The sequence below is a fragment of the Cognatishimia sp. F0-27 genome (assembly GCF_020667845.1).
GTDB lineage: Bacteria > Pseudomonadota > Alphaproteobacteria > Rhodobacterales > Rhodobacteraceae > JAFMPQ01.
Genome location: NZ_JAFMPQ010000051.1, coordinates 1 through 24,731, shown reverse-complemented (window position 1 = coordinate 24,731; position 24,731 = coordinate 1). Strand labels below are relative to the sequence as shown.

General features: G+C 63.9%; 22 protein-coding genes. 14 read left to right on the top strand and 8 right to left on the bottom strand.

The window, feature by feature from the left end; translation table 11 throughout:
- The first annotated feature begins 543 nt into the window (after positions 1–543).
- Together J1C49_RS19810 and J1C49_RS19805 are read left to right on the top strand one after the other, a co-directional pair.
- Positions 544–2,343 (top strand): IlvD/Edd family dehydratase, encoded by a 1,800-nt coding sequence (locus J1C49_RS19810; protein WP_227447574.1) that lies wholly within the window; start codon positions 544–546, stop codon positions 2,341–2,343.
- 151 nt (positions 2,344–2,494) lie between these two features.
- On the top strand, positions 2,495–3,340 hold the full coding sequence (locus J1C49_RS19805) for a fumarylacetoacetate hydrolase family protein (protein ID WP_227447573.1): 846 nt from the start codon (positions 2,495–2,497) through the stop codon (positions 3,338–3,340).
- A 115-nt stretch (positions 3,341–3,455) separates the two neighbouring features.
- Here the strand turns inward: J1C49_RS19805 and J1C49_RS19800 are convergent, their stop codons facing one another.
- From J1C49_RS19800 to J1C49_RS19765, 8 genes are all read right to left on the bottom strand, one after another.
- Complete coding sequence (locus J1C49_RS19800) at positions 3,456–4,145, bottom strand: ABC transporter ATP-binding protein (protein WP_227447572.1); 690 nt, start codon at positions 4,143–4,145, stop codon at positions 3,456–3,458.
- On the bottom strand, positions 4,142–4,891 hold the full coding sequence (locus J1C49_RS19795; protein ID WP_227447571.1) for an ABC transporter ATP-binding protein: 750 nt from the start codon (positions 4,889–4,891) through the stop codon (positions 4,142–4,144). The genes J1C49_RS19800 and J1C49_RS19795 overlap by 4 nt, the downstream gene beginning before the upstream one ends.
- Positions 4,884–5,867, bottom strand: a complete 984-nt coding sequence (locus J1C49_RS19790) for a branched-chain amino acid ABC transporter permease (protein ID WP_227447570.1) — start codon at positions 5,865–5,867, stop codon at positions 4,884–4,886. Before J1C49_RS19790 ends, J1C49_RS19795 begins: the two co-directional genes overlap by 8 nt.
- Before the next feature lie 106 nt (positions 5,868–5,973).
- On the bottom strand, positions 5,974–6,894 hold the full coding sequence (locus tag J1C49_RS19785) for a branched-chain amino acid ABC transporter permease (RefSeq protein ID WP_227447569.1): 921 nt from the start codon (positions 6,892–6,894) through the stop codon (positions 5,974–5,976).
- A 45-nt stretch (positions 6,895–6,939) separates the two neighbouring features.
- Positions 6,940–8,079, bottom strand: coding sequence for an ABC transporter substrate-binding protein (locus tag J1C49_RS19780; protein ID WP_227447568.1), 1,140 nt, complete (start codon positions 8,077–8,079; stop codon positions 6,940–6,942).
- A gap of 29 nt (positions 8,080–8,108) precedes the next feature.
- Positions 8,109–8,345 (bottom strand): Lrp/AsnC family transcriptional regulator, encoded by a 237-nt coding sequence (locus J1C49_RS19775; RefSeq protein WP_227447567.1) that lies wholly within the window; start codon positions 8,343–8,345, stop codon positions 8,109–8,111.
- A 591-nt stretch (positions 8,346–8,936) separates the two neighbouring features.
- Positions 8,937–9,989, bottom strand: coding sequence for an ABC transporter ATP-binding protein (locus J1C49_RS19770; RefSeq protein ID WP_227447566.1), 1,053 nt, complete (start codon positions 9,987–9,989; stop codon positions 8,937–8,939).
- A 14-nt stretch (positions 9,990–10,003) separates the two neighbouring features.
- Entirely contained in the window at positions 10,004–10,795 is a 792-nt protein-coding gene (locus tag J1C49_RS19765) for an IclR family transcriptional regulator (RefSeq protein ID WP_227447565.1), read from the bottom strand.
- Between the two features lie 444 nt (positions 10,796–11,239).
- Here J1C49_RS19765 and J1C49_RS19760 point away from each other — a divergent pair, with 444 nt between their 5' ends.
- From J1C49_RS19760 to J1C49_RS19705, 12 genes are all read left to right on the top strand, one after another.
- The gene (locus J1C49_RS19760) at positions 11,240–12,499 is read left to right on the top strand and encodes an ABC transporter substrate-binding protein (protein WP_227447564.1); all 1,260 of its coding nucleotides are present in this window, start codon (positions 11,240–11,242) and stop codon (positions 12,497–12,499) included.
- A gap of 238 nt (positions 12,500–12,737) precedes the next feature.
- Positions 12,738–13,661 (top strand): carbohydrate ABC transporter permease, encoded by a 924-nt coding sequence (locus J1C49_RS19755; RefSeq protein WP_227447563.1) that lies wholly within the window; start codon positions 12,738–12,740, stop codon positions 13,659–13,661.
- A 180-nt stretch (positions 13,662–13,841) separates the two neighbouring features.
- Complete coding sequence (locus tag J1C49_RS19750; protein ID WP_227447562.1) at positions 13,842–14,690, top strand: carbohydrate ABC transporter permease; 849 nt, start codon at positions 13,842–13,844, stop codon at positions 14,688–14,690.
- Position 14,691: 1 nt separating this feature from the next.
- A complete protein-coding gene (locus J1C49_RS19745) occupies positions 14,692–16,794 on the top strand; it encodes an alpha-galactosidase (RefSeq protein ID WP_227447561.1) in 2,103 nt (700 codons plus the stop codon).
- An 86-nt stretch (positions 16,795–16,880) separates the two neighbouring features.
- The gene (locus tag J1C49_RS19740) at positions 16,881–17,654 is read left to right on the top strand and encodes an SDR family NAD(P)-dependent oxidoreductase (protein WP_227447560.1); all 774 of its coding nucleotides are present in this window, start codon (positions 16,881–16,883) and stop codon (positions 17,652–17,654) included.
- On the top strand, positions 17,651–18,598 hold the full coding sequence (locus J1C49_RS19735; protein ID WP_227447559.1) for a 2-dehydro-3-deoxygalactonokinase: 948 nt from the start codon (positions 17,651–17,653) through the stop codon (positions 18,596–18,598). Before J1C49_RS19740 ends, J1C49_RS19735 begins: the two co-directional genes overlap by 4 nt.
- 163 nt (positions 18,599–18,761) lie before the next feature.
- Positions 18,762–19,364, top strand: a complete 603-nt coding sequence (locus J1C49_RS19730) for a 2-dehydro-3-deoxy-6-phosphogalactonate aldolase (RefSeq protein WP_227447558.1) — start codon at positions 18,762–18,764, stop codon at positions 19,362–19,364.
- A gap of 79 nt (positions 19,365–19,443) precedes the next feature.
- Entirely contained in the window at positions 19,444–20,322 is an 879-nt protein-coding gene (locus J1C49_RS19725) for an SMP-30/gluconolactonase/LRE family protein (protein WP_227447557.1), read from the top strand.
- A gap of 65 nt (positions 20,323–20,387) precedes the next feature.
- Complete coding sequence (locus tag J1C49_RS19720) at positions 20,388–22,313, top strand: beta-galactosidase (RefSeq protein WP_227447556.1); 1,926 nt, start codon at positions 20,388–20,390, stop codon at positions 22,311–22,313.
- Between the two features lie 48 nt (positions 22,314–22,361).
- Positions 22,362–22,862: a tRNA (N6-threonylcarbamoyladenosine(37)-N6)-methyltransferase TrmO gene (gene tsaA / locus J1C49_RS19715; protein WP_227447555.1), complete on the top strand. Its 501-nt coding sequence runs from the start codon at positions 22,362–22,364 to the stop codon at positions 22,860–22,862.
- 366 nt (positions 22,863–23,228) lie between these two features.
- Entirely contained in the window at positions 23,229–24,050 is an 822-nt protein-coding gene (locus J1C49_RS19710; protein ID WP_227447554.1) for a cyclase family protein, read from the top strand.
- Between the two features lie 3 nt (positions 24,051–24,053).
- Positions 24,054–24,458: a carboxymuconolactone decarboxylase family protein gene (locus J1C49_RS19705; protein ID WP_227447553.1), complete on the top strand. Its 405-nt coding sequence runs from the start codon at positions 24,054–24,056 to the stop codon at positions 24,456–24,458.
- Positions 24,459–24,731 lie beyond the last annotated feature (273 nt).

Here is a 24,731-nt window from a genome sequence, read left to right as displayed (position 1 = left end):
AGGAGCAGGGTCGTGGCGTTGAGGTCGGCGGGCAACGGCAAATCGCGCTCTCGATCAGCCTCTGGTCGTTGCCGGACTGGGGCAAACAGGGCTCCTCGATGATGCCAGCGGCGGTCGACCGAGGCGGGAGATGCCAGCTTCGTCCACAGTTGCGCACTGGACCGGCGCGCCGTCCTGCGAAGAACGAGGGCGGTGTTCTTGGTCGGCGTGGTCACGCGTTCTTGTGACAGGGGCGGCGCATCAAAAGGACGCCGCCAGGAACAAGGCGCTGGTCGCCTGTTTTGACGGTTTGCCCTCAGAAAGGCGCTCGTGATCGATCTAGGCAGGGGAACGCCGGGTTTATTTCGATCTGTTGCAGGAAAGGTGGATGCGTGCATCCTGCCGGTGGGGGGTGCGCCGCGAAGCGCTCCCGCAAGGTTCGGACAAGCGTTGGTGGCCGCTCTGGCCATTGAACGCGGGCGTCGGTTCAATACCGGGTCTTTCCATTTTGTTAGCGCCGACATATTGATCGAGTGACCCAGAATGCCCCGAAAGGATTGCGCCGTGGCTGCCAGGATTGCCAAAGAGGAGCTGCGCTCCCGCCAGTGGTTCATGAACCCGGACAACCCGGAGATGACCGCGCTCTATCTTGAACGCTATCTCAATTACGGACTGACGCGCGAGGAGCTGCAATCGGGCAAGCCGATCATCGCGATTGCCCAGACCGGCAGCGACCTCAGCCCGTGCAATCGCCATCACCTCGAGCTGGCCAAGCGGGTGCGTGACGGGATCACCGCAGCAGGAGGCACGGCGATCGAGGTGCCGGTACATCCGATCCAGGAGACAGGCAAACGGCCCACCGCATCGCTGGACCGCAATCTGGCCTATCTCAGCCTCGTGGAGACTTTGCACGGCTATCCTCTGGACGGGGTTGTGCTCACCATCGGTTGTGACAAGACGACCCCGGCACTGCTGATGGCGGCGGCCACCGTCAATATCCCGGCAATCGCCTTTTCCGTGGGGCCCATGCTCAACGGCTGGTTTCAGGGAGAGCGCACCGGATCTGGCACCATCGTCTGGAAGGCGCGCGAACTGCACGCCGCAGGTCAGATCAACGACGATGAGTTTTTCGAATTGGTCGCCTCCTCCGCGCCATCCGTGGGGTATTGCAACACCATGGGCACGGCGACCACGATGAACAGCCTTGCAGAGGCTTTGGGGATGCAGTTGCCCGGCTCCGCGGCAATCCCTGCGCCCTACCGTGAGCGCGGGCAAATGGCTTATGCCACGGGCAAGCGCATCGTGGAGATGGTCTGGGAAGATTTGCGCCCTTCGGACATCATGACCCGGGGCGCCTTTGAAAACGCCATCGTGGTCAATTCTGCCATTGGCGGCTCGACCAACGCGCCGATCCATCTCAACGGGATCGCGCGCCATCTGGGTGTGCCGCTGGATAACGATGACTGGCAGCGGCTTGGTCATGACGTGCCGCTCCTCGTCAATCTCCAGCCCGCGGGCGCCTATCTCGGCGAGGATTACCAGCACGCGGGCGGCGTTCCGGCAGTCGTGGGCGAACTCATGGCCGGAGGACGGTTGCCGCATCCCGACGTGATCACCGCCAATGGCGCGACGATGGGCGAGAATTGTGGAACGGAACGGTCCGCAGACCCACGTGTCATCAAACCGCTGTCGGACCCGATCATGTCGGCAGCCGGGTTCATCAACCTCAAGGGGAACCTCTTCGACAGCGCTCTGATGAAAACCTCGGTGATCTCGGAAAGCTTCCGCGCGCGGTATCTGTCGAATCCGGACGATCCGGATGCTTTCGAAGGCCGCGCGGTCGTCTTTGACGGACCGGAGGATTTTCACGCGCGCATCGATGATCCGGCCGAGAAGATCGACGCGGACTGCATCCTGTTCATGCGGGGCGCCGGCCCCAAGGGCTATCCCGGCGGCGCGGAGGTCGTGAACATGCGCCCGCCCGCATACCTGCTCAAGCAGGGCGTGGAGAGCCTGCCCTGCGTGGGCGACGGGCGGCAATCAGGCACATCCGGCTCTCCTTCGATCCTCAATGCCTCCCCGGAAGCGGCGGATGGCGGCGGTCTTGCCCTGCTCAGGACGGGAGACAGGGTGCGGATCGATCTGCGCCAGTGCACCGCCGATATGCTCGTGGATGCCGAAGAACTCCAGCAGCGGGCGCGGGATCTTCTGGCCGCGGGCGGCTATGCCATTCCCGAGGATCAGACGCCTTGGCAAATGATCTTCCGCGAGCGTGTCGACCGGTTTGACCGTGGCATGGTCTTGAAAGGGGCTGACGGGTTCCGCGACATCGCGCGCAAGCATATGCCCCGTGACAGCCACTGACGGCTGCCCCAGGTCGCACGATCATGCTCCGAGGCGCGCCGCAAGGCGCGAAGAGGGCCCGCCGCCCGACAGCGAGGCGCGAAGAGGGCCCGCCGCCCGACAGCGAGGCGCGAAGAGGGCCCGCCGCCCGACAGCGAGAAAAGGACAGCCGATGAAACTCCTCAGATATGGCGACCCGGGTTCCGAGAGACCCGCGATTCTGGATGCGGCCGGTGTGATGCGCGACGTGTCGGCGGTGATACCCGATATCACCGGCGCGACGCTTGACGACGACACGCTGAACCATCTGCGCCGGCTTGATCCCGACTCCTTTCCGCCGGTGCCGGGCAAGCCCCGGATCGGCCCCTGCGTGGGACAGGTCGGCAAGTTCTGCTGTATCGGTCTGAATTATACCGATCATGCCGAAGAGATGAACATGGCAATCCCCGAGCATCCCGTCCTGTTCCTCAAGGCCAATTCCTCGATCTCCGGACCCAATGATCCCGTGGTGATGCCGCGCGGGTCGGAGAAGACCGATTGGGAGATCGAACTCGGACTCGTGATCGGCACACGCGCAAAATACGTGACGCCGGAGACAGCGCTGAACCACGTGGCAGGGTTCTGCATCATCAACGATGTGACCGAGCGGCACTTCCAGTCCGCACTGTCCGGACAATGGACCAAGGGCAAAAGCTGCGACAGTTTCGGTCCGATCGGTCCTTGGTTGGTAACCCGGGATGAAGTCCCGGATGTGCAGGCGCTGGGCATGCGGCTCACGGTGAACGGGGTGGAGCGCCAGAGCGGCAACACGCGGACGATGATCTTCACGGTGGCCGAGTGCATCGCGCATCTGTCCCAGCTCTTTACGCTGGAGCCCGGCGACGTTATCTCCACGGGGACACCGCCGGGGATCGGGGCGGGCCGCACCCCCCCTATTTTCCTGCGCGAAGGCGATGAGATGGTTCTGGAGATCGACGGTCTGGGCACACAACGGCAAAAGGTTGTTGCAGATCGCTGAACGCTGCCCGTGCTGTTTTGCGCAGAGGGCAGAAGGCATGGCGGCACAAAAGGCGCGTAGCGCCTGAGCGCGCTGCATGAGCCCGCGGTCCAGCGTGTGCGCCTCGGAACGGCGGTTATACCCCCAGATGGGCGCTTGCGATGTCCGCGTTGAGGGCATGCATGGGGCCGGTCCAGACATCGCGCCCACGCGCCAGGATCACGCCGCGATCTGCCACGCTGCGCAATTCCCGAAGCGATTTGTCGATGATCAGGATCGCCATGCCGGTTTCGCGTTTCAGCCGGCCTACGGACTGCCAGATTTCCTGCCGCACCAAGGGGGCCAGCCCCTCGGTGGCCTCGTCAAGGATGAGAAGCCGCGGGTTGACCATGAGGGCCCGTCCAATCGCCAGCATCTGCTGCTCCCCGCCCGACAGCGAGGCCGCGATCTGATCGCTTCGTTCACCCAGGCGTGGGAACAGCGCTGCGACGCTTTCGAGTGTCCAAGGGCCTTGGCGCGCGGCGGCGATGAGGTTTTCGCGGACGGTCAGGTCCCGAAAGCAGCGCCGTCCTTCCGGCACCAGCCCGACACCCAGCCGCGCCACCCTCTGCGATGGCAGGCGGCTGAGGTCTTGACCGGCAAACCGTATGAGGCCTCCCGACGGGATCATGCGGCAGATGCATTTCACCGTGGTGGTCTTGCCCATGCCGTTGCGCCCCATGAGCGATACGACTTCACCCTCCGCAATCTCGAAGGAGACCCCAAAGAGAGCCTGACTCGCCCCATAACGGGCGGTGACGCTCTCAAGCGACAACAGCCCGCTCATGCCTCTTCCCCGAGATAGGCTTCTCTCACCATGTCGTCCGCGCGGATCTCCGCCACCGTGCCGGTTGCGATCACCTGACCGTAGACCAACACGGAAATCCGGTCTGCCAACGCAAAGACCGCGTCCATGTCATGCTCGACAAGAAGGATCGGCGCCTCGCGTCGCAACCCGTCAAGGAAGGCGGTGAGCCGGGCAGAGCCTTCCGTACCAAGACCGGCCATGGGCTCGTCCATGACAAAGGCCCGCGGCGCAAGTGTCAGGGCAACGGCGACCTCCAGCTGGCGGCGCTGCCCATGGCTGAGCTCGGCTGTCACCGAACGGGCCTGATCGCTCAGCCCGACGCGTTCGAGGGCGGCCATGGCGCGGTCACGCAGCTCGGGGTCGCGCAGCGCGGGACGCACCAGCCGCCATTGCCGCTGCGTGGCTCCGATGGCCCCGAGACAGGCGTTTTGCAGCACGGTGTCGCCCATGGCGAGCTGCGAGATCTGGAAGGTGCGCCCAAGGCCCATCCGGGCGCGCGTCGGCGGGGGCGTGCGGGTGACATCCTCGCCGTCCAGAAAGACCTGTCCGGAATCCGGGGCCAGCATGCCGGTGATCTGCGCGATCAACGTTGTCTTGCCCGCACCGTTGGGTCCAATGATGGCATGGATCTCTCCGGGACGCAGGTCGATCGACACGTTATCCGTGGCGCGCAGTGCACCGAAAGCCTTGCAAAGCCCTTTTGTCTGCAACACCGGTTCAGTCATGGGACCGCTCCCGACCGGCAACCATGCCGATCACGCCGCCGCGCCCGAAAAGCACGATCCCCAGCAGCATCAGACCAAGATAGATGTGCCAATAATCCGACAACCCGCCGAGCCAATGCTCCAGCACCACGAACAGCACCGCGCCGATCACCGGCCCGAAAAGCCGTGCAACCCCGCCAATGATGATGAAGACGATAAGCTCTCCCGACAATTGCCATGAGAACATCGTGGGGGACACGAAGCGGTTGAGGTCAGCAAAAAGCGCACCGGCCAGCCCGGTGATGGCACCCGAGAGCGTGAACGCCAGAAGCTGCAATCGATACGGGTCGAGCCCCACCGCCCGCACCCGCGCGGGCACCTGCCGGGCCGCCCCCAGTGCAAGGCCAAAGGGCGCGCGCGCGAGCGCGGCATTGAAGCCCAGCACGATCAGCAAGGCCACAAGGCAAAGCCCGTAGAACTGGATCGGGACCAGAGTATTGACGCCCGGAAACCCGTTCCGGACATAGATCGAAAGCCCGTCCTCGCCGCCATATTCCGCCCAGGAAATCGCGAAATAGTAAAACATCTGCCCAAAAGCGAGCGTGATCATGATGAAATACACACCGCTTGTGCGCAGCGACAAAAGCCCGATCAGGAACGCCGCCAGCGCCGAGAACAGGATTGAGAGCCCCCAGATCACCGGCATCGATTTGGTGCCCTCGATCAAAAGCGGCCATTCCATCACCGGTGTGTAGGTTTGTGCGTGATGGGCGAGAATGCCCATCGTGTAGCCACCAATCCCGAAGAACGCCGCGTGTCCGAGGCTCACCAGCCCCCCGATCCCTAGTGCGATGTTCAAACCGACGGCAGCCAGAGCAAGGATCACCGCGCGCGTGGCGAGCGTGATGGTGAAGGGTTCGTCGCTCAGATGCGCCCAGAGCGGCACCGCCACGAGACCGGCCAGAACGATCCAGTTGATCACGCTCTCGCGGCTCATGACCCGGCCTCCCTATGGTCTGGACAGGTTTCTTTGGGCCTGAAATATCCCGGGGGAGTCGCCCTTGGGCGACGGGGGCAGCGCCCCCGATCCGTCCGATCCAGGCTCATGCCCGCACCCCGTAGAGCCCCGTGGGTCGCCATATCAGGACCATGGCCATCAAGACGTAGATGGCCATGGAGGCCAAGGCGGACCCGACTTGCGTGGCCTGGGCCGGATCGAGGAACAGGCCGAACAATCCCGGCAAGGCAATCTTGCCGAGAGTATCCGTGAGCCCCACAAGCAAAGCCCCCACGAGCGCGCCCTTGATCGATCCGATACCGCCGATCACGATCACCACGAAAGCAAGGATCAGCACCGGCTCGCCCATGCCCACCTGCACCGACTGGATTGCGCCGACAAGTGCACCGGCCAGCCCGGCAAGCGCCGCTCCGAGCGCAAAAACGAACGTATAGAGCCGGTCGATATCGACCCCGAGCGCCGCGATCATCTCGCGGTCGTTCTCACCGGCCCGGATCTGGATACCGATCCGTGTCCGCGCGATCAGCAAGAACAAACCGGCTGCCACCCCCAGCCCGGCCCCGATCAGCGCCAGCCGGTAAAGCGGATACTGAATGCCGCCGGGCAGCATCACCGGGCCGGACAGGGCCTCGGGAATATCGAGAAAGAGTGGAAAGGAGCCAAAAACCCACCGCGTGCCTTCCGAGGCGATCAGGATCAGCGCAAAGGTTGCCAGCACCTGATCGAGGTGATCCTTGTCATAAAGCCGCCGGATCACCACCAGCTCGATCAAGGCCCCGGCCGCAGCGGCGCCTGCCAGCGCCGCGATCAGCCCGAGCGTGAAGGATCCGGTCCAACCGGCCACGGCCGCCGCGCAGAAGGCGCCGATCATGTAGAGCGAGCCATGCGCGAGGTTGATGAGCCCCATCACGCCGAAAATCAGGGTCAACCCCGCGGCCATGAGAAACAGCATGATGCCGAATTGCAGACCGTTGAGGATCTGCTCGGCCAGAAGGATCAGGTCCATACGCCGTGTCGGACGGGCGCGGGCAAGACCCGCGCCCAACCCGCCTTACATCTTGCAATCGACGGAATAGACGTCGGAATGCGCCACCAGCGCGGGGCCAACGATCTTGTTGGTCAGCACGTCGCCTTCCTTGATCACCTCGCGCACGTAGATCGTGTGGATCGGGTGATTGTTCGGACCAAACGTGAATTCACCGCGGGTGGAGTCGAAGTTTGCCGCCTTGAGCGCGGCACGGAACGCATCGGGATCCGAAACATCAGCCATTTCCATGGCCGAGATCAGCAGGTTGGCCGTGTCATACCCCTGGCTGGCATAGAGCGACGGCAGGCGGTCGTATTTCTCCTGGAAGGCCGCAACGAAAGCCACATTGGCCGCGTTGTCGAGATCCTTGGACCATTGCGACGTGTTGCGCACGCCGAGGGCCGCGTCACCCACGGCCTGCAGGATGCCCTGATCGAAGCTGAATGCGGGGCCGATCACCGGGATGTCCACACCGCTGTCTGCATATTGCTTGAGAAAAGAGATGCCCATGCCGCCGGGCAGGAAGAAATAGACCGAATCCGCGCCGGATGCCCGGATCTGCGCGATTTCGGCGGCGTAGTCGGTCTGACCGAGCTTGGTGTAGATTTCGCCTGCGAGATCGCCCTCGTAGGTCCGCTTGTAACCGGTCAGCGCGTCCTGTCCCGCCGGGTAATTGGGTGCGAGGATAAAGCTGTTGGTATAGCCGGCCTCGTTGGCATAGGCGCCCCCGCCTTCGTGCAGGCTGTCATTCTGCCAGGCGACGTTGAAATAGTTTTCGTGGCACCCACGTCCGGCCAGCGCCGAGGGGCCTGCGTTGGGCGACAGATAGAACTTGCCCTGCGCCGTGACGGACGGCACCACCGCCATGGCGAGGTTGGACCAGATGATGCCGGTCAGCACATCGACTTTTTCCGATTGCACCATCTTGTCGGCAAGCTGCACCGCGATGTCGGGTTTGCGCTGATCATCTTCGATCACCACCTCGAGATCGTCGCGACCGGACATCTCCACCGCCAGCATGAAACCATCGCGCACGTCGATGCCGAGCCCGGCCCCGCCGCCGGACAGTGTTGTGATCATGCCGACCTTCACTTCGGCGGCAGCCGCCCCCGCGAGGGCCATGGCCATGGCCGTCCCGGCCATCAGCGTCTTAATCAGTGTCATGTTCTCTCTCCCTGGTCGTGCAGCCCGCTTCAGAACGCGCGGAAAGTCAGCGTCGTCAGCGTGCGTTCGATCCCCTCGATGATGGCAAGCTTTTCATTGATGTATTTGCCCACGTCTTCGGTCTCGGGGATGTAGATTTTCACCAGCAGGTCGTATTCGCCACTGGTGGAGTAGAGCTCTGAATGGATTTCACGCAACGCGATGTCCCCGGCCACCCGATAAGCCGTCCCGGGTTTGCAGCGGATCTGCACAAAAACACAATTCATTCTGAAAGCTCCCCTCGTGACGCACCATGATGAGCGCAAAACGATGCGGATGGAAAGCCCTTCTGTGTGATCCAGACATCCCCGGCCCGGGAATGCCTCAAGACGGGTTCCTGGCGGGGTGCGTGCGTGGCTGCGGCGGCACCTCGGCAGGGCTTGTGATCGAGAGAAGACATTTTTTTTGGGGCGCGTTCCGCGCGCAGGGGGCGTTGCCCCCTGACCCCCAGGATATTTCGAGCCCAAAGAAACCGGGACGGGGGGCCGGATTGGGAAAGGGTGTGACGATTGCCCCTAGGGTGGTCGTGGCGCACAAGACGCGCGGCCCGGGTGCTGCGCGGTGGCCCTGTGTCGGACCGTTTGCGGGGCCGTGGCAGGCTTTATTGGCGTGCTCGGACGGAGAAGCCGTGCAGGCCTGGCCCTGCACATCCGCCGGGCGTGAGACGGAGGCGGTGCCGGCGCGGCGCAACAGGCGTGAGCAGTGCGAGCGAGGCGGCCGGATCGCGATGCGCCGAAGGCCTGCCGGTCGATGGTTTCGGCGGGGTCTTTTGCGCCCCGGTAGCAGAACGCGGGAGGGGCGCGGACAGGCCCGCGCGGTCAGCGCAACCGTTCTTCGCTCTTGGCGTCGAAGACATAAACCTTTTCGGGGTCGTGGCGGATCGACACGGTCTGACCGGCCGAGACACGGTCATCGCCGCGTTCCTCGACCACCAGACGTTCGCCGTTGGCCGCCTGGAGGTAAGCATAGGACACGCCGCCAAGGCTTTCGGTGAGATCCACGGAAAGCACGTCGCCGGATGTGATCGCCAGGTGTTCGGGCCGCAGACCCACAAGCACAGCCTGTCCGTCGCGCGCCTCGCGTGGCGCCGGCAGGTCGGTTTTCAGCGCTGGCAGCGCGATCGTGCCGGAGCGCACGGTGCCCGAGAGGAAATTCATCGAAGGAGAGCCGATAAAGCCCGCCACGAAGCGATTGTTGGGGTTGCGATAGAGTTCCATCGGTGCGCCGACCTGGCTGATATGACCGGCCTTGAGCACAACGATCTTGTCGGCAAGGGTCATGGCTTCGACCTGATCATGTGTCACGTAGATCATCGTTGCGCCGATTTCCTTGTGAAGGCGCGCGATTTCCACCCGCATTTCAACGCGCAGCTCCGCATCGAGGTTGGAGAGCGGCTCGTCGAACAAGAACACCTCCGGTCCGCGGACAATGGCCCGCCCGATGGCCACGCGCTGGCGTTGGCCCCCGGAGAGGGCGGCCGGTTTGCGCTTGAGATACTCATCGAGCTTGAGGATCCGGCTGGCTTCGGCGACTTTCGCCTCGATCTCGGCCTTGGGATGGCCGTTCATCTTGAGCCCGAACCCCATGTTTTCCTTCACCGTCATGTGCGGATAGAGCGCATAGGTCTGGAACACCATTGCCACGCCGCGATCCGATGGGTCGAGCGTGGTCACGTCGCGGGTGCCGATATGCATGCGCCCGCCCGTTGTTTCCTCCAGCCCGGCAACCATCCGCAGCAGCGTCGACTTTCCGCAGCCCGAAGGGCCGACGAACACGCAGAATTCCCCATCCTCGATCTGCAGATCGACTCCGTGGATCACCTGCACGTCGCCATATTTCTTGACGACATTCTCGAGCGTCACTCCGGTCATGGCATTTCGTCCTTTTACACAGCGCGGGTTTTCAGTTCAGGGAAGGCCCAGTCGCCCGCATCCTGCGCAATGGCGCGTGCGGTTTGCTTGACGGCGGGGGCCAGCCGGTCGAGACCCGCAAGGTCGGTCCGGCTTGTGGTTGAGGTCACCGACAACGCGCCAAGCGGGCGCATGGCGTGGGTCAGGATCGGAATGGCGATGCAGATGATGCCCGGTTCATGCTCTTCGTTGTCATAGGCGTGGCCGCGGGCGCGGATAGCCGCCAGTTCGCGCTTGAAGTCGCCGGGGTCAGTCAGGGTCTTGTCAGTAAAGCGGTGCCAGCTTTGCTGCGCCAGCACCGCGTCGAGGTCGCCCGGCTCCAGCCAGGCAAGCATCGCCTTGCCGACGCCGGTGCAATAGGCTGGTCCGACCTTGCCAGCCTGGCTGAACATTTCGACGGGGTGGCGCGCGTTGCGCTTGTCCACATAGAGCACTTGCCCGTGATCGAGTTGGGCAAGGTGAACGGTCTCTCCGACTTCCGCACTCAGCCTGTCGACGTGAGCGCGCGCAATCGGCGCAAGAGAGGATTGCGCCCAGGCGGCATGGGCGAGCCGGACGAGGCGCATGCCGGGGCTGTAGGTTCCCCTGTCAGGATCGTAGCGCAGCATCTGTTGGTTGGTGAGCGTTTGCAGGAAGCGATAGAGGGTCGCCTTGGGGTAGGGGGAGTCGGCCAGTAGCTCCGAAAAGCGCACAGGGCGTCCGTAAGAGGCCACGCGATCGAGCACCTCCAAAGCCTTGCCCACTGTTCCGTCGCCCGTCGCACGCATGGCGTTCTGTCTCCTCCCATCCGGGTGTTGCCCCGGCCTTTCTTATGCGGACCTGTCCGCCCGCCGGCCTTGCGCGGACCTATTCGCCCGCCGGAAACGCCGCGCCCGGTATCGCAGGCCTCGTCCATCGGCGCGGCCGCAAACCGCATGCCCGGCGCGGGATGCCTGTGTCGGGCACTTCCGATCCGGCTCTCCTCCAAGCCTGACGGTGCATGGAAGGGCTCCATCGGCCGCGCATCGTCGGCTCTGCGCCGCTGGTGTTGACAAGCATAGGCGAGTCGGGTTCTAGTTTTCAATATGCAAAACGAAGTTTCAATATTTGAAACTAAACGGCCGGTCGTCGGCCAGAATGCATCCGGATCGGCCACTTCTGGGGTCGGTTGCACAAAAAGCGGGCGGCGCGTTGGCGCGGCTCCGATAATGGGACCAACAGGGAGGAAACCAATGCGTTCCATGATGAAAGCGTCCGTCGCGGCGCTGGCGATGGCTGTCGCCTCGCAAAGCTTTGCCGAAAGCCACGCGCTCTCGGGTGATCTGAAAATCTTCCTCGATACCTCCAACCCGGCGCCGCGTGCGACCATGGAAGCTATGATCGCGGATTTTGCAGAAATGCACCCCGATCTGAACATCGAGACCACGGTCATCGACCGCGAAGCCTACAAGACGCAGATCCGCAACTTCCTCACCGCCGACAGCCCCGATGTCGCAACTTGGTACGCGGCCAACCGGATGAAGCCCTATGTCGACGCCGGGCTCTTCGAGGACGTGTCTGACCTCTGGATGGAGCCGGAGATCGCTGAGAACCTCGCTTCCACCAAGGGCGCCATGACCATCGACGGCAAGCAGTGGGGCGTGCCCTATACCTATTACCAGTGGGGCATCTATTACCGGAAGGACATCTACGAAGAGCTGGGTCTTTCGGAGCCGTCCAACTGGGACGAGATGAAGTCCAACTGCCAGGCAATCGTCGACTCGGGCCGCGCCTGTTACACCATCGGCACCAAGTTCCTGTGGACTGCCGGCGGCTGGTTTGACTATCTCAACCTGCGCACCAACGGTTTCGACCACCACATGAGCCTCGCCGCGGGCGAGATCAAGTGGACCGATGACAGCGTGCGCCAGACCTTCGCCAATTGGCGCGAGCTCATCGACATGGGGGCTTTTGTCGAAAACCACCAGAATTACAGCTGGCAGGAAGCGTTGCCCTTCATGGTCAACGGCGATGCCGCGGCATATCTGATGGGCAACTTCGCCGTGGCACCACTGCGCGAAGCGGGTCTCACGGATGATCAGCTCGATTTCTACCAGTTCCCGGTGATCAACCCCGATGTCGCTCTGGCGGAAGACGCGCCGACAGACACGTTCCACATTCCTGCCAATGCCTCCAATAAGGAAGCGGCGCGTGAATTCCTGCGCTATGTCGTGTCTGCCGATGTCCAGACCGAGATCAACAACGGGTCTAACCTCGGCCAGCTTCCGGTGAACGCGGCGGCGTCGGTCGATGACGACAAGTTCCTCAACCAGGGCTTCGAGATGCTGTCCTCCAACAGCCCGGGTGGTGTGGCGCAGTTCTTTGACCGCGACTACCCGGCAGAGATGGCAGCGGAAGCCATGCAGGGCTTGCAGGAGTTCATGGTGTTCCCGGACAACCTCGACGACATTCTGGCACGCCTCGATAAGGTGCAGGAGCGCGTCTACAAGTAATCACCCGGCGCGCCGCGGACCTTGCGGGTCGTGGCGCGCCGTTCCCCGGCCCGGTGGCATATCGGGCAATGGCGGTCTGTCACAGTCGCTGCGGCTCAATCGTCCGGCGGGAACGATCTTTCGGTCTGACCGCATTCCGAAGACAGCGCCGACCGAGACGCGAAAACCATTCGAACCGACCCATTCGCAAGCCGTGCCATTTTCGGCTTCCGCATGAGTCGCAAGGGAGATCAGGACCATGTCCAGCACCGCCCGCCCCGAGACCCACCGCGCGCCGCGCGGATGGTACAAGCGCAACGAGATTGCCGTCACGCCGTGGCTGTTTCTCGCGCCGGCGATCCTGTTCTTTGCGGTTTATGTCATCATCCCGATCTTCCAGTCGATTTCGATCAGCTTTTACGACTGGGACGGGCTGGGCGAGGCAACCTGGGTCGGCATGGACAATTACGTCGAGCTGATGGATGACCGCGCCTTCGAGGTCTCTCTCTGGAATAACATGAAATGGCTGGTCTTTTATCTTCTGGCCATCCCGGGCGGGCTCTTTATCGCGCTGTTTCTCAACCAGACGGTCACGGGCATCCGGCTCTACAAGTCGCTGTTCTTTTTCCCGTTTGTGATCAGCCAGGTGGTCGTCGGGCTCGTGTTCTCGTGGTTCTACCTGCCCAACGAGGGCCTGCTTTCGGCGATGCTGGGATGGTTCGGCGTCGAAAGCGTCAATGTGCTGGGCGATCCGACTTGGGCCACATACGGTATCATCGCCGCGGGGCTTTGGCCGCAGACGGCCTATTGCATGATCCTGTATCTGACGGGGCTCAACGCGGTTGACCCCGAGCAGGTCGAGGCCGCCCGGCTCGACGGTGCAAAGGGCTGGCGGATGCTGTGGTATGTCATCATTCCCCAGCTCAAGCCTGCGACCTTCATCGCTTTCGTGGTGACGATCATTGGCGCGTTGCGCAGCTTCGACCTGATTTCGATCATGACGAATGGCGGGCCTTTCGGTCAGACCCGCGTGCTGTCTTTCTACATGTTCGAGAAAGCGCTGTCGGAATACGGGTTCCGCATGGGCTATGGCGCGGCGATTGCGGTGGTGCTGTTCCTGATCATGCTGGTTTTCATCGCATATTTCCTGTTTTCGATGTGGCGCGAGGAGCAGGGCCGATGAGCGCGCGGACGACTCCGGTTCACACGCGGACAGCCCTGCGCGACGCGCGCGGGCATGTGCCGCCACAGCAGGGGCCGCAGGCGGCACCCAATGCAGCGTTGCGGCGCGCGCGGGCGTCGATTTCGGGCGCGCAAATCACGGCAGGGAGGCCACGTGCCGCCCGCACAGGAGGGATCTGAGATGTTTCCGACACCGATCCAGAAACGGCCGCGCGCGGCGCAGCTCACCTATCAATCGCTCCTCCCGCTGGCGTTGCTGATGTGGCTCCTGCCGCTGATCGCGGTGGCGGTCTTTTCGATCAAGCCGGCGGAGGACTTCACGCAGGGCAATTACTGGGGGGCTCCGGGATCGTTCGAGTTCTTCAGCAATTACGGCAAGGTCTTCTTTGACAGCGACATGCCGCGCTACATGCTGAATTCCTTTCTCATCACCGTGCCGACGGTGATCGGGGCCGTGGCGCTTTCGGCGATGGCGGGGTTTGCGCTCGGGATCTACAAGTTCCGGTCCAACATCTGGATCTTCTTCATGTTCGTGGCGGGCAATTTTGTGCCGTTCCAGATCCTGATGGTGCCGGTGCGCGATCTCACGCTCGACATGGGGCTTTACAACACCAAGACCGGGTTGGTGCTGTTTCACATTGCCTTTCAGACGGGGTTCTGCACGCTCTTCATGCGCAATTTCATCCGTCAGCTGCCTTTCGCGCTGATCGAGGCGGCGCGGGTCGAGGGCATCGCGGAATGGCGGATCTTCTGGTATGTGGTGCTGCCCTTGATGAAGCCGGCCTTGGCGGCGCTTGCTGTGCTGATCTTCACCTTCATCTGGAACGACTACTTCTGGGCGGTGGTGCTGACGCAAGGCCCCGAGAGCCAGCCGGTCACCGCCGGGATCACCAGCTTCAACGCGCAGTTCCGCGCGGCCTATCATCTGATGAGCGCGGGCTCGATCGTTGCGGCACTGCCGCCGGTCCTCATGTTTTTCCTGATGCAGAAGCATTTCATCGCAGGCCTCACGCTCGGAGCCGTCAAGTAATATGCGTCACTGGATCTTACAGGATGCGCGCCAGAGCCTTGTTCTGGCCGCCAGGCAGGATCGTCTGCCACAGGTTGTCTACTGGGGCGCGCGGTTGCCCGATCACGACGATCCGGCCACGCTCGCTGCGGGCGCGGTGCGGGATGTCACCGGCGGGATGCTCGACGAAAACCCGGACCTGTCCATCTGCCCGGAAGCTGAACGCAGCTTTCCCGGCCAGCCCGGCCTGATCTTGCGGGCCGGTGATGGCACGCCGATCCTGCCGCGCTTTGCGTTTCTCGACGAGGTTCAGGATCCTGAAGATGGCGCGCTGACCCTGCGCTTCGGGGATGTGGCGCATGGTCTTCGCCTTGTCTTCACCTTCGCGCTCGATCCGGACACCCATATCATCACCGCGCAAACCCGCTTGCAGGCGCAATCACCCGTTCACCTGCACTGGTTGGCGGCACCGGTGGTGCCGGCGCCCGATCTCGGGGACGAGATGATCGACGTCTCCGGGCGTTGGTGCGGCGAGTTTCAGCTCAACCGGACGCGCTGGGCGCCGGGCATCCGCTACCGGGAAAACCGCACCGGGCGGACCGGTCACGAGCATTTTCCCGGGCTTTTGTTGCCGGGACGCGGGGCGACCAACACGATGGGTGAGGTCTGGGCGTTTCACTACGGTTGGTCCGGCGGACACAGGATGATCGCGGAAGAGCTCGCCGACGGGCGGCGCCAGATCCAGTGGGGCCATGCCGCGCGCATGGAACAGGAGGCCGGGACGGAGTTTTCCACCGCGCCGCTCTACATGGTCTATTCCGAGGATGGCCTGAACGGGTGCGCGGTGAGTTTTCAGCGCCATGTGCGCGACCGGATCGTCACTTGGACCAAACCCGGCGCGCCGCGCCCGGTGCATTACAACTGCTGGGAAGCGGTCTATTTCGATCACAAGATCCCCGTGCTCAAGGATATTGCGGAACGGGCGGCCGCGCTGGGCGCGGAACGGTTTGTGCTCGATGATGGCTGGTTCGGCCAGCGCGACGACGACACGCGCGCGCTGTCGGACTGGAAGGTGGATCCGCGGAAATACCCTGAAGGCCTGGGTCCGCTGATTGATCACGTTCATGGTTTGGGAATGAGCTTCGGCCTCTGGTTCGAACCCGAGATGATCAACCCCGACAGCGATCTCTATCGCGCCCATCCCGATTGGGCGCTGGGCAGTCACGACCAGATCCTTGGTCGCCAGCAAAAAGCCATCAACATGGCGCTGCCGCAGGTAAGGGACTTTCTCTACGACCGCATCGCGGCCATTCTGCGCGACCATCCGATCGACTACATCAAATGGGACCATAACCGAGTTCTGCCGGCGCCAGACGCGGCGCAGACGCGCGGCTCCTACGCGCTGATCGACAGATTGCGGGCCGATTTTCCGGATACGGAGATTGAAAGCTGTGCATCGGGCGGCGGGCGGATCGACTTTGGCATCCTGAGCCGGACCCAGCGCGTTTGGTTGTCTGACAGCAATGACGCGCTGGAACGGCTGCGCATTCAACACGATGCGGCATTGTTCCTGCCCATGGTGGTGACCGGGAGCCATGTCGGACCGCGGCGATGCCACACCTCGGGGCGCACCATTGACATCGCGATGCGGGCCTGGGTCGCGGCGCAGCGGCACATGGGTTTCGAGATGGATCCGCGCGAGCTCACCGATCACGAGGCCACGGTGCTGCGCGAAGTCACGGCATGGTGGAAGGCCAACCGGGACTGGATGGCGCGGGCCGATATCCTGCGGCTTGACAGCGCCGATCCGGCGGTCACGGCGGAACAACAGATGTGCCGCACCGGGGCGCAGTTCGTCGTGTTTGCCGGAACATCGGCCACGTCGAGCCAGATCGCTCCGCGCCCCTTGCGGCTGACGCGGCTCGACCCGGACCGGCTTTATGATGTGCGCCTGCTCAACCGGGGATCGCTGCATCACCTGTCACGTGGAACGCCGGCCATCAAGGACGGACCCATGACGGTTTCGGGACGGTGGCTGATGCACCACGGGCTTGTGCTGCCGTGGCGTTTTCCGGAAACTATGCTGGTCGTCGAGGGCCGCATACACCAGCCCGACGGGGCCTGATGCGTGGGACACCGGAGACCGGTCTGCCGCTTGCAGGTGACCCATCGGCCGCACGGGCCAAAGACGATACGAAAGAGGAGCGACCCATGAGATTGCCGACCCATCCCGACCTCGAAGGGGCCTCGGTCTATATCACCGGTGGCGGTGCCGGGATCGGTGCCGCGCTGACCGATGCCTTTCTGGGGCAGGGGGCCAAGGTTGCATTTGTGCAGCGCTCCGATGCGACCGCTTTCTGTGATCGGATGGAGGAAAAGCACGGCGGAAACCGACCGCTCTTCATGACTTGCGATGTCACCGACACGGACCGGTTGCGCGCGACGATGGAAGAGGCCGCATCCGCCCATGGCGACGTGACCCGGCTGATTTGCAACGCAGCCAATGACCAGCGCCATGACACGCTCGAGGTGACGGGCTCTTTCTGGGACTGGATGATGGAGATCAACCTCAAATCCTATTTCTTCACGGCACAGGCCGCGTTGCCGGGAATGAAGCGCGCCGGTGGCGGGTCGATCGTGAATTTCAGCTCGGTGAGCTACATGATGGGCAACGCGGGTTACCCGGCTTACGCAACGGCCAATGGCGGCATCACTGCGTTGACCCGGTCGCTGGCCCGCGAGTTCGGCCCGGATAACATCCGGGTCAACGCGATTGCGCCGGGCTGGGTTCTGACGGAGAAGCAACGCGAAAAATGGGCCACCGAGGCGTCTCTGGCGGACCAGCTTGGCAAGCAATGCCTCAAGACCCATCTTGAAGAGGATGACATTGCGGGGCCTGTCTTGTTTCTCGCCTCCGAGGCAAGCCGCATGATGACGAGCCAATGCATCGCCGTTGATGGCGGCGTGGTCACGGTGGCTGCATGAGCGCGGCACCGGAAATCCATATCGAGCCGGGTGCGCCCGAACCTGACTGGCTGGCGGTTGACTGGGGCACCTCGCATGTGCGCGCGTGGTTCCTGCGCGGGCGGCGTGTGGTGGGCTGGGCAACCAGCGCCGATGGCATGGGCACGCTGGAACCAGACGGGTTCGAACCGGCGCTGCTGCGGCTCTTGCCGATGCCGGACGCCCGGCTTTCCGTGATGATCTGCGGCATGGCGGGCAGTCGTCAGGGCTGGATCGAGGCGCCCTATGCCGCCACACCATGCGTGCCACCCACCGCTGAAAGGGCCGTGCGCGCACCGACCCGCACCGACAGGCTCGATGTGCGGATCCTGCCGGGGATCAAACAGGTCGATCCGGCGGATGTGATGCGCGGTGAAGAGACCCAGATCGCGGGGTTTCTCGCGCTCAACCCCGGCTATGACGGCATTGTGTGCCTGCCTGGCACGCATAGCAAATGGGTGCATGTGAGCGCCGGGGAGGTTGTATCCTTCCGCACCTTCATGACCGGGGAGCTGTTCTCGCTCCTGTCGACGCAATCGGTGCTGCGCCATTCCATGGCCGTGGACGGGCTCGACGAGGACGTGTTCCTGTCGGCCATGTCGCGTGGGCTTTCCCGCCCGGCCTCTCTGGGCTCTGACCTCTTCGCCCTGCGCGCCGAAGCCTTGTTGAACGACCTGCCGCCGGTGGTGGCGCGGTCGCGGCTGTCGGGGCTGCTTGTCGGCATGGAACTGGCTGCGGCAAAGCCGTATTGGCTTGGGCAGCAGGTTGCCGTTCTGGGCGCAAAGGGCTTGGCCAACGCTTACCGGATCAGCCTTGAGGATCAGGGTTTGCCGGTGATGATCGCAGATGCGGAACGCATGACGCTCGAAGGCCTCAAGGCGGCCTATTTCGCCGAGCAGGACGCGGATGCGAGGACCGGTTCGTGAGCCGCACCATGTGTCCTGCGCCAGCACGCGCCATCGGCTTTGCTGCGCAGGGCAGGATCGACACCGGGTGCGGAGCGCCCTCGTGGGCAGATCCGCTTTGCCCGATGTCCCATGCACGCCACGACGCAGCAATTGCGGTGGTCTCATTCCTGGAGTGCTTGCCATGAGCCGTCCCCTGATCGCCATCCTGCGTGGCATCACCCCCGCAGACGCCGCAGCGATGACCGAGGCGTTGCTGGATGCCGGTATCGACCGGATCGAGGTGCCGCTGAACTCACCCGAGCCCTTTGACAGCATCGCACGCATGCTCGACGCGGCACAGGGGCGCGGCACCATAGGGGCGGGCACCGTGCTCAACCCCGACGACGTGCTTCGGCTCGGTCAATTGGGTGCAGGGATGGTCGTTTCTCCCGATATGAACCCGCGCGTGATCGTGGCCACCAAGCAGGCCGGCATGCTGAGTTATCCCGGTGTCATGACCCCGACCGAAGCCTTTGCGGCCCTGCGTAACGGCGCCGACGGGCTCAAGCTGTTTCCCGCGTCCCTGATCGGCCCCGCGGGGCTCAAGGCCATGGCGGCCGTGCTGCCCGCCGAAACCCAGACCTTTGCCGTGGGTGGCGCGGGGCCCGACAATTTCGCCGAATGGATGGCCGCTGGCGCGACCGGCTTCGGCATTGGCACCGCGCTCTATACACCCGGCCGAAGCGTTGCCGACACCGCCGCGCGGGCGCGCGATCTGGTCGCTGCCTTTGACGGGTGTGCCTGACGGCCCCCGGGTTTCCCGCGTATTGCCGCGAACGCCCCCTGACGCGCCCAGGCGCTTGATCCTCAGACCGGACCTGCCCATGACCGTTTCGATCCTGTCCGACACTGCCTGCACTCTTGGCGAGGGGCCGCTGTGGCACCCGACGCGCGAGAGCCTGTTCTGGTTCGACATCCTGTCCCACCGGCTCTACGAACATGATGGGAAGAGCCAACGCAGCTGGCAGTTCGACCGCGCCGTCTCCGCAGCCGGATGGGTGGATGACAAGACGTTGCTTGTGGCCACCGAGCGCGACCTGATCCGGTTTGACCTGATGACCGGTGCCGAACAACGCCTTGTCGCTCTGGAGGCTGACAATCCCGTCACCCGGTCCAATGACGGGCGCGCCGATCCCTTCGGCGGGTTCTGGATCGGGACCATGGGGTTTCACGCAGAGCCGGGCGCCGGCGCGATCTATCGCTACCACGACGGGGCGTTGCGCAAACTGTTTGACGCGATCACGATCTCGAACGCGATTTGCTTTGCACCCGACGGGCGCAGTGCCTGTTTCACCGATACGCCCACCCGGATCATTCATCGTGTCGCGCTGGATGCGGAGGGCTGGCCGGTCGGCACACCGGAGCCTTACGTGGATCTGCGCGAAGCCGGATTGAACCCGGACGGCGCGGTGATCGACGCCGCAGGGCAGCTCTGGGTCGCGCAATGGGGCGCATCCCGCGTGGCCTGCTATGACAGGGCCGGCGCATTCCGCGACGCTGTCGAAATGCCAGCGGCGCATATCAGCTGTCCGGCCTTTGGCGGCCCCGATTACGCAACGCTTTTTGCAACCTCCGCTCTGCAGGACGCGCCGGCGGATGACACGCGCGCGGGTCAAACCTTTGCCGTGCCAACAGCGCATTGCGGGCAGCGCGAACATCGTGTCACCCTCCCGCCCGAAGCCGCTGTCGAACCGGTTGTCTGATCCATACCCGTGAGGCTCCGAACTTCTCCCCCGGGCCCGAACCGAAACCGATTGAAGGTGCCGCCATGAAACGCACATTGGGGTGCTGTTATTATCCCGAACACTGGCCCGAGGAAATCTGGGCCCAGGATGCTGACCGCATGGCGGCGCTTGGGCTCACCTGGGTGCGGATCGGCGAGTTCGCCTGGTCTCGGATCGAACCCCGTCCCGGGGATCTTCAACTCGATTGGCTGGAGCGGGCGATCGAGACCTTGGGGGCGGCCGGGCTCAAGGTCGTGCTTGGCACCCCCACGGCGACGCCGCCGCGCTGGATGCTGTCACGCCATCCCGACATGCTGGCCTGCGATGCCGAGGGGCGGCCCCGCGGGTTCGGGTCGCGGCGGCATTATTGCTTTTCACACATGCCCTACCGCGATGAGGCGGTCCGCATCACACGCATTCTCGCCGACCGCTTCGGGCGCAACCCGCATGTCGCCGCGTGGCAGACCGACAATGAATATGGCTGCCACGATACGGTGCTGAGCTATTCCGACGCCGCGCGCGCCGGGTTTCGTCGCTGGTGCGCCGCGCGATACGGCGATGTTGCCAGGCTGAATGCCGCGTGGGGCACTGTCTTCTGGTCAATGGAATATGGCGACTTCGACGAAATCGACCTGCCCAACCTCACCGTGACCGAGCCGAACCCGGCCCATGTACAAGCCTTCCGACGCTTTTCCTCCGATCAGGTGGTGGCCTTCAACCGTGCACAGGTGGAGATCCTGCGGGCTCACAGCGCGGCCCCGGTCGCCCATAACTACATGGGGCGCGTGACCGAGTTCGATCATTACGCCACCGGAGCCGACCTCGATATCGCGAGCTGGGACAGCTACCCGCTTGGCTTTCTGGAAGACCGCGTGGGTGCCACGCCTGCCCGCCAGCGCGCCTATGCGCGACAAGGCGATCCGGATTTCCAGGCCTTTCACCATGACCTCTACCGCGCTGTTGCGGGCGAGGCTCCGGGGGCCCCGGCGATTCCGCGCTGGTGGGTGATGGAGCAACAACCCGGTCCGGTGAACTGGGCACCGGTCAACCCCGCGCCGCTGCCCGGGATGGTCCGGCTCTGGACATGGGAAGCCTTCGCCCATGGCGCCGAGGCCGTGCTCTATTTCCGCTGGCGGCAAGCCCCTTTCGCGCAAGAACAGCTTCACGCCGGGCTTTTGCGCCCCGACAGTGTAGCGGCGGAGGGTTTTGCGGAGGCCGAGACGGTCGCCCGCGAACTGGCCGATGCCCCGGAAGTGGCGCCTGCGCAAGCCCCCGTTGCGCTGATCTATGACTATGACGCCGAATGGGCTTGGAACACACAGCCTCAAGGGGATGGATTGCGGTATTTCGATCTGGTGTTCGAGCATTACCGGGCCTTGCGCCGCGCGGGTCTGTCGGTCGACATCCTGCCGCCGACCACGCGACAACTCGACGGATATCGCGCGGTTTTTGCGCCGGGCCTTGTCCATGTACCCGACGCGCTCAAAGCAACCCTGAGCGCGGCCAAGGCTTCGGTGCTGATCGGGCCACGCAGCGCGGCGCGTGATGTCGATTTCTGCCTTCCCGTGCCATTGCCGCCGGATTGGCCCGGCCTGGACGTCACCGTGTCGCGGCTGGAGACATTTCGGTCCGACATGCCGCGCCCCCTCGACGGGGGAGGCGCTGCGGTGCATTGGCTCGAAACGCTGGAAACGCGCGCGGACCCGATCCTGACGCTGGAAGATGGCACACCCGTTCTCGTCGGCTCGCAGGCATGTTTCTACTGTGCCGCCTGGCTGGACGAAAGCGGGCTCGACCGTTTGGTTGCCTGCGTGGCAAAGCGCGCGGATTTGTCGGTCACCCCTATGCCCGAAGGGCTGCGATGCCGCGACACCGGTGCGGAACGGTTCTGGTTTAATCATACAAACGCTGAGATCGACAGCCCCGATGGTCCGGTGCCCGCCGCTGGAGTCCTGCGCGTGGCGATCTGACGCCCGAGGGGCCTTGCCGACGGCGCCACGCCGCGCCAGACTGGCGGCATGAGCCAGACGCCAGCCCCCTCCGATGCACCGCGCCCCGGTGAAACCCTTCTCGAAAAACCCCTGCCGGCGGCGGCCGAGCTTGTGTTCATTGGCCATATCGAAACGCCGTTTACCACCCGCGCGCTTTGCCCGCGCCAAGGTGATCCGGAAAACGGTCCGGATTGCACCGTGCATCTGCTGCCGGAATTGGCATCGGCGCTGAGGGAAATCGAGCGTTTCGATCATATCGAGCTGCTGTACTGGCTGCACCACGCGCGCCGTGATCTGCTGACGCAATCGCCGAAGTCACCGGGTGCGACCCGTGGCACGTTTTCGCTGCGCTCGCCGGTGCGCCCCAACCCGATCGGAACCGCGATTGTCCGCCTGCGCGGTCGCACGGAGACAACGCTTTCGGTGCGTGGCCTCGATTGCCTCAACGGCACGCCCTTGCTCGATATCAAGCCCAGCCGCTGCGACTACGCACCGCTGGCCAAACCCAAGCCGGGCGCAGGCACATGACACAGCGGCGTCCCGCCCCACAAGAGGGCACGGGACAGGCACCCCCGCAGCGCGCCGCACAGGGGCCACCCCCCCCCCTCTCTTGCCCTGATTCCACCCTCTCGCCCGGCCCAACCGCCAATCAAACACGCCGCCCCTGTTTTCTTTGGGCTCGAAATATCCCGGGGAGTTTGAGGGGCTGGCCCCTCAATCCGACCGCTCCAGAGGTGCGGCGCTGCATTCGGTGCACCACCCCGCGCCAGTGACGACTCCGGCAACAAAGGCTTGCCCGTTGCGGGAGATCTCGTGCTAGGCTCGCCCACACGCAGGCAAGCGGCAGACGGCCGGAGACGGGCAGCAGGATCACCAACAGGGAAGGCAAGCCCCATGTGCGATATTTGCGTCATCAATTCGGTCAAGGAGCGGATGCTCTCACGCCGAGACTTCTTCACCGCTTCGGCCACGGCGGCAGCCGGACTGGCGCTGGGCGCGACGGCATCTGCGCCCCCGGCAATGGCTGCGGGCCATGGCAGCGTGCGGGACATGACGCACAAGCTGAGCGCAGAGTTTCCGACCTTCTTCAACGAGCCCGGGATCGCGGCGCAGCAGGTCTTCAATTTCGCCGAACACGGCTTCAACCTGCTGGATTTGACGATCCGCGAACACACGGCCACCCATCTCGACGCACCGCTGCACTTCTCTGCGGATGGGGCCTCGGTTGACGAGATCCCCATCGGGGATCTTGTCGTGCCGCTCTGCGTGATCGACATTGCCGCACGCGCGGCAGAGGATCGTGACGCGCAGGTGACCCCCGATGATCTGCGGGCATGGATCTCGACGCATGGCGATATCCCGGACCGGGCCTGTGTCGCCATGCATTCGGGCTGGGCCGACAAGACCGCCTCCGATGACTACGCAGGTCGCGATGAGGCTGGCGGGCTGCATTTTCCGGGTTTTCACGTCGAGGCCGCGCAGATGCTGCTGGAAGAAACCTCCGCTGCCTCGATTGCCGTCGACACGCTGTCGCTGGACCACGGGCCATCGGCGGATTTCGCGACACACTACGCTTGGCTTCCCGCGGGCCGATACGGGATCGAAAACCTCGCCGGGCTCAAGGACGTGCCTGCCGCCGGAGCGACGCTGGTCGTGGGCGCGCCAAACCATGTGGGCGGCACCGGCGGTCCGGCACGCATCTTTGCGATGGTCTGACCCTTGGCGACCCGCACCCTTCTGCAGGACGACGCGCTCGACCCCCGTGCGCAAGCCGTCTTCGACGATATCCGCGCCACACGAGGTTCGGATTTCGTCAACAATTTCTGGCGCGCGCTCGCTCATGATCCCGACACGCTCGAAGCGCTGTGGTCCCGGCTCAAAACAGTCATGGCACCCGGCGCGCTCGATCCGGTGGTCAAGGAAATGCTCTATGTGGCCGTTTCGACGGCGAACGGATGCAGTTATTGCATCCATTCCCATACGGCGGCGGCCAAGGCACGCGGCATGACCGAGGCGCAACATGACGAGCTGATCGCGGTTATCGGCATGGCGATGATGACAAACGGCCTGGTGACCGCGCTTCAGGTGCCCGTCGACCCGGCTTTCAAGGCATCGGAAGGCTGAGCCGGCCAGCTTCGGGCAGGATTTCGCGTGTTACGCTGTGCCGCGGGAGGCGACGCCTCCAGCGTCCGATGCGCGCGGCGCCCGAAGAACTGATGCGCGGCATGTTGTCGGGCCAGAACCCGGCGCCCCAATTGACGCGCGCTTGCGCCATGAATTTCAAGAAACACGCGTTCCGAACCGCTCAGCGGTTGACCTCAACAACCAAGGTGATCTTGTCACCCGATATCCCGATATCCCGATATCCCGATATCCCGATATCCCGATATCCCGATA

Excerpts from the sequence above, each read along its gene's own strand:
- J1C49_RS19760 (WP_227447564.1), top strand. The coding sequence starts at position 11,240 with ATGCGTTCCATGATGAAAGCGTCCGTCGCGGCGCTGGCGATGGCTGTC.
- J1C49_RS19775 (WP_227447567.1), bottom strand. The coding sequence starts at position 8,345 with ATGAATTGTGTTTTTGTGCAGATCCGCTGCAAACCCGGGACGGCTTAT.
- J1C49_RS19795 (WP_227447571.1), bottom strand. The coding sequence starts at position 4,891 with ATGACTGAACCGGTGTTGCAGACAAAAGGGCTTTGCAAGGCTTTCGGT.
- J1C49_RS19740 (WP_227447560.1), top strand. The coding sequence starts at position 16,881 with ATGAGATTGCCGACCCATCCCGACCTCGAAGGGGCCTCGGTCTATATC.
- J1C49_RS19730 (WP_227447558.1), top strand. The coding sequence starts at position 18,762 with ATGAGCCGTCCCCTGATCGCCATCCTGCGTGGCATCACCCCCGCAGAC.
- tsaA (WP_227447555.1), top strand. The coding sequence starts at position 22,362 with ATGAGCCAGACGCCAGCCCCCTCCGATGCACCGCGCCCCGGTGAAACC.
- J1C49_RS19745 (WP_227447561.1), top strand. The coding sequence starts at position 14,692 with ATGCGTCACTGGATCTTACAGGATGCGCGCCAGAGCCTTGTTCTGGCC.
- J1C49_RS19725 (WP_227447557.1), top strand. The coding sequence starts at position 19,444 with ATGACCGTTTCGATCCTGTCCGACACTGCCTGCACTCTTGGCGAGGGG.
- J1C49_RS19720 (WP_227447556.1), top strand. The coding sequence starts at position 20,388 with ATGAAACGCACATTGGGGTGCTGTTATTATCCCGAACACTGGCCCGAG.
- J1C49_RS19710 (WP_227447554.1), top strand. The coding sequence starts at position 23,229 with ATGTGCGATATTTGCGTCATCAATTCGGTCAAGGAGCGGATGCTCTCA.
- J1C49_RS19790 (WP_227447570.1), bottom strand. The coding sequence starts at position 5,867 with ATGAGCCGCGAGAGCGTGATCAACTGGATCGTTCTGGCCGGTCTCGTG.
- J1C49_RS19800 (WP_227447572.1), bottom strand. The coding sequence starts at position 4,145 with ATGAGCGGGCTGTTGTCGCTTGAGAGCGTCACCGCCCGTTATGGGGCG.
- J1C49_RS19805 (WP_227447573.1), top strand. The coding sequence starts at position 2,495 with ATGAAACTCCTCAGATATGGCGACCCGGGTTCCGAGAGACCCGCGATT.
- J1C49_RS19765 (WP_227447565.1), bottom strand. The coding sequence starts at position 10,795 with ATGCGTGCGACGGGCGACGGAACAGTGGGCAAGGCTTTGGAGGTGCTC.
- J1C49_RS19735 (WP_227447559.1), top strand. The coding sequence starts at position 17,651 with ATGAGCGCGGCACCGGAAATCCATATCGAGCCGGGTGCGCCCGAACCT.
- J1C49_RS19785 (WP_227447569.1), bottom strand. The coding sequence starts at position 6,894 with ATGGACCTGATCCTTCTGGCCGAGCAGATCCTCAACGGTCTGCAATTC.
- J1C49_RS19755 (WP_227447563.1), top strand. The coding sequence starts at position 12,738 with ATGTCCAGCACCGCCCGCCCCGAGACCCACCGCGCGCCGCGCGGATGG.
- J1C49_RS19780 (WP_227447568.1), bottom strand. The coding sequence starts at position 8,079 with ATGACACTGATTAAGACGCTGATGGCCGGGACGGCCATGGCCATGGCC.
- J1C49_RS19750 (WP_227447562.1), top strand. The coding sequence starts at position 13,842 with ATGTTTCCGACACCGATCCAGAAACGGCCGCGCGCGGCGCAGCTCACC.
- J1C49_RS19770 (WP_227447566.1), bottom strand. The coding sequence starts at position 9,989 with ATGACCGGAGTGACGCTCGAGAATGTCGTCAAGAAATATGGCGACGTG.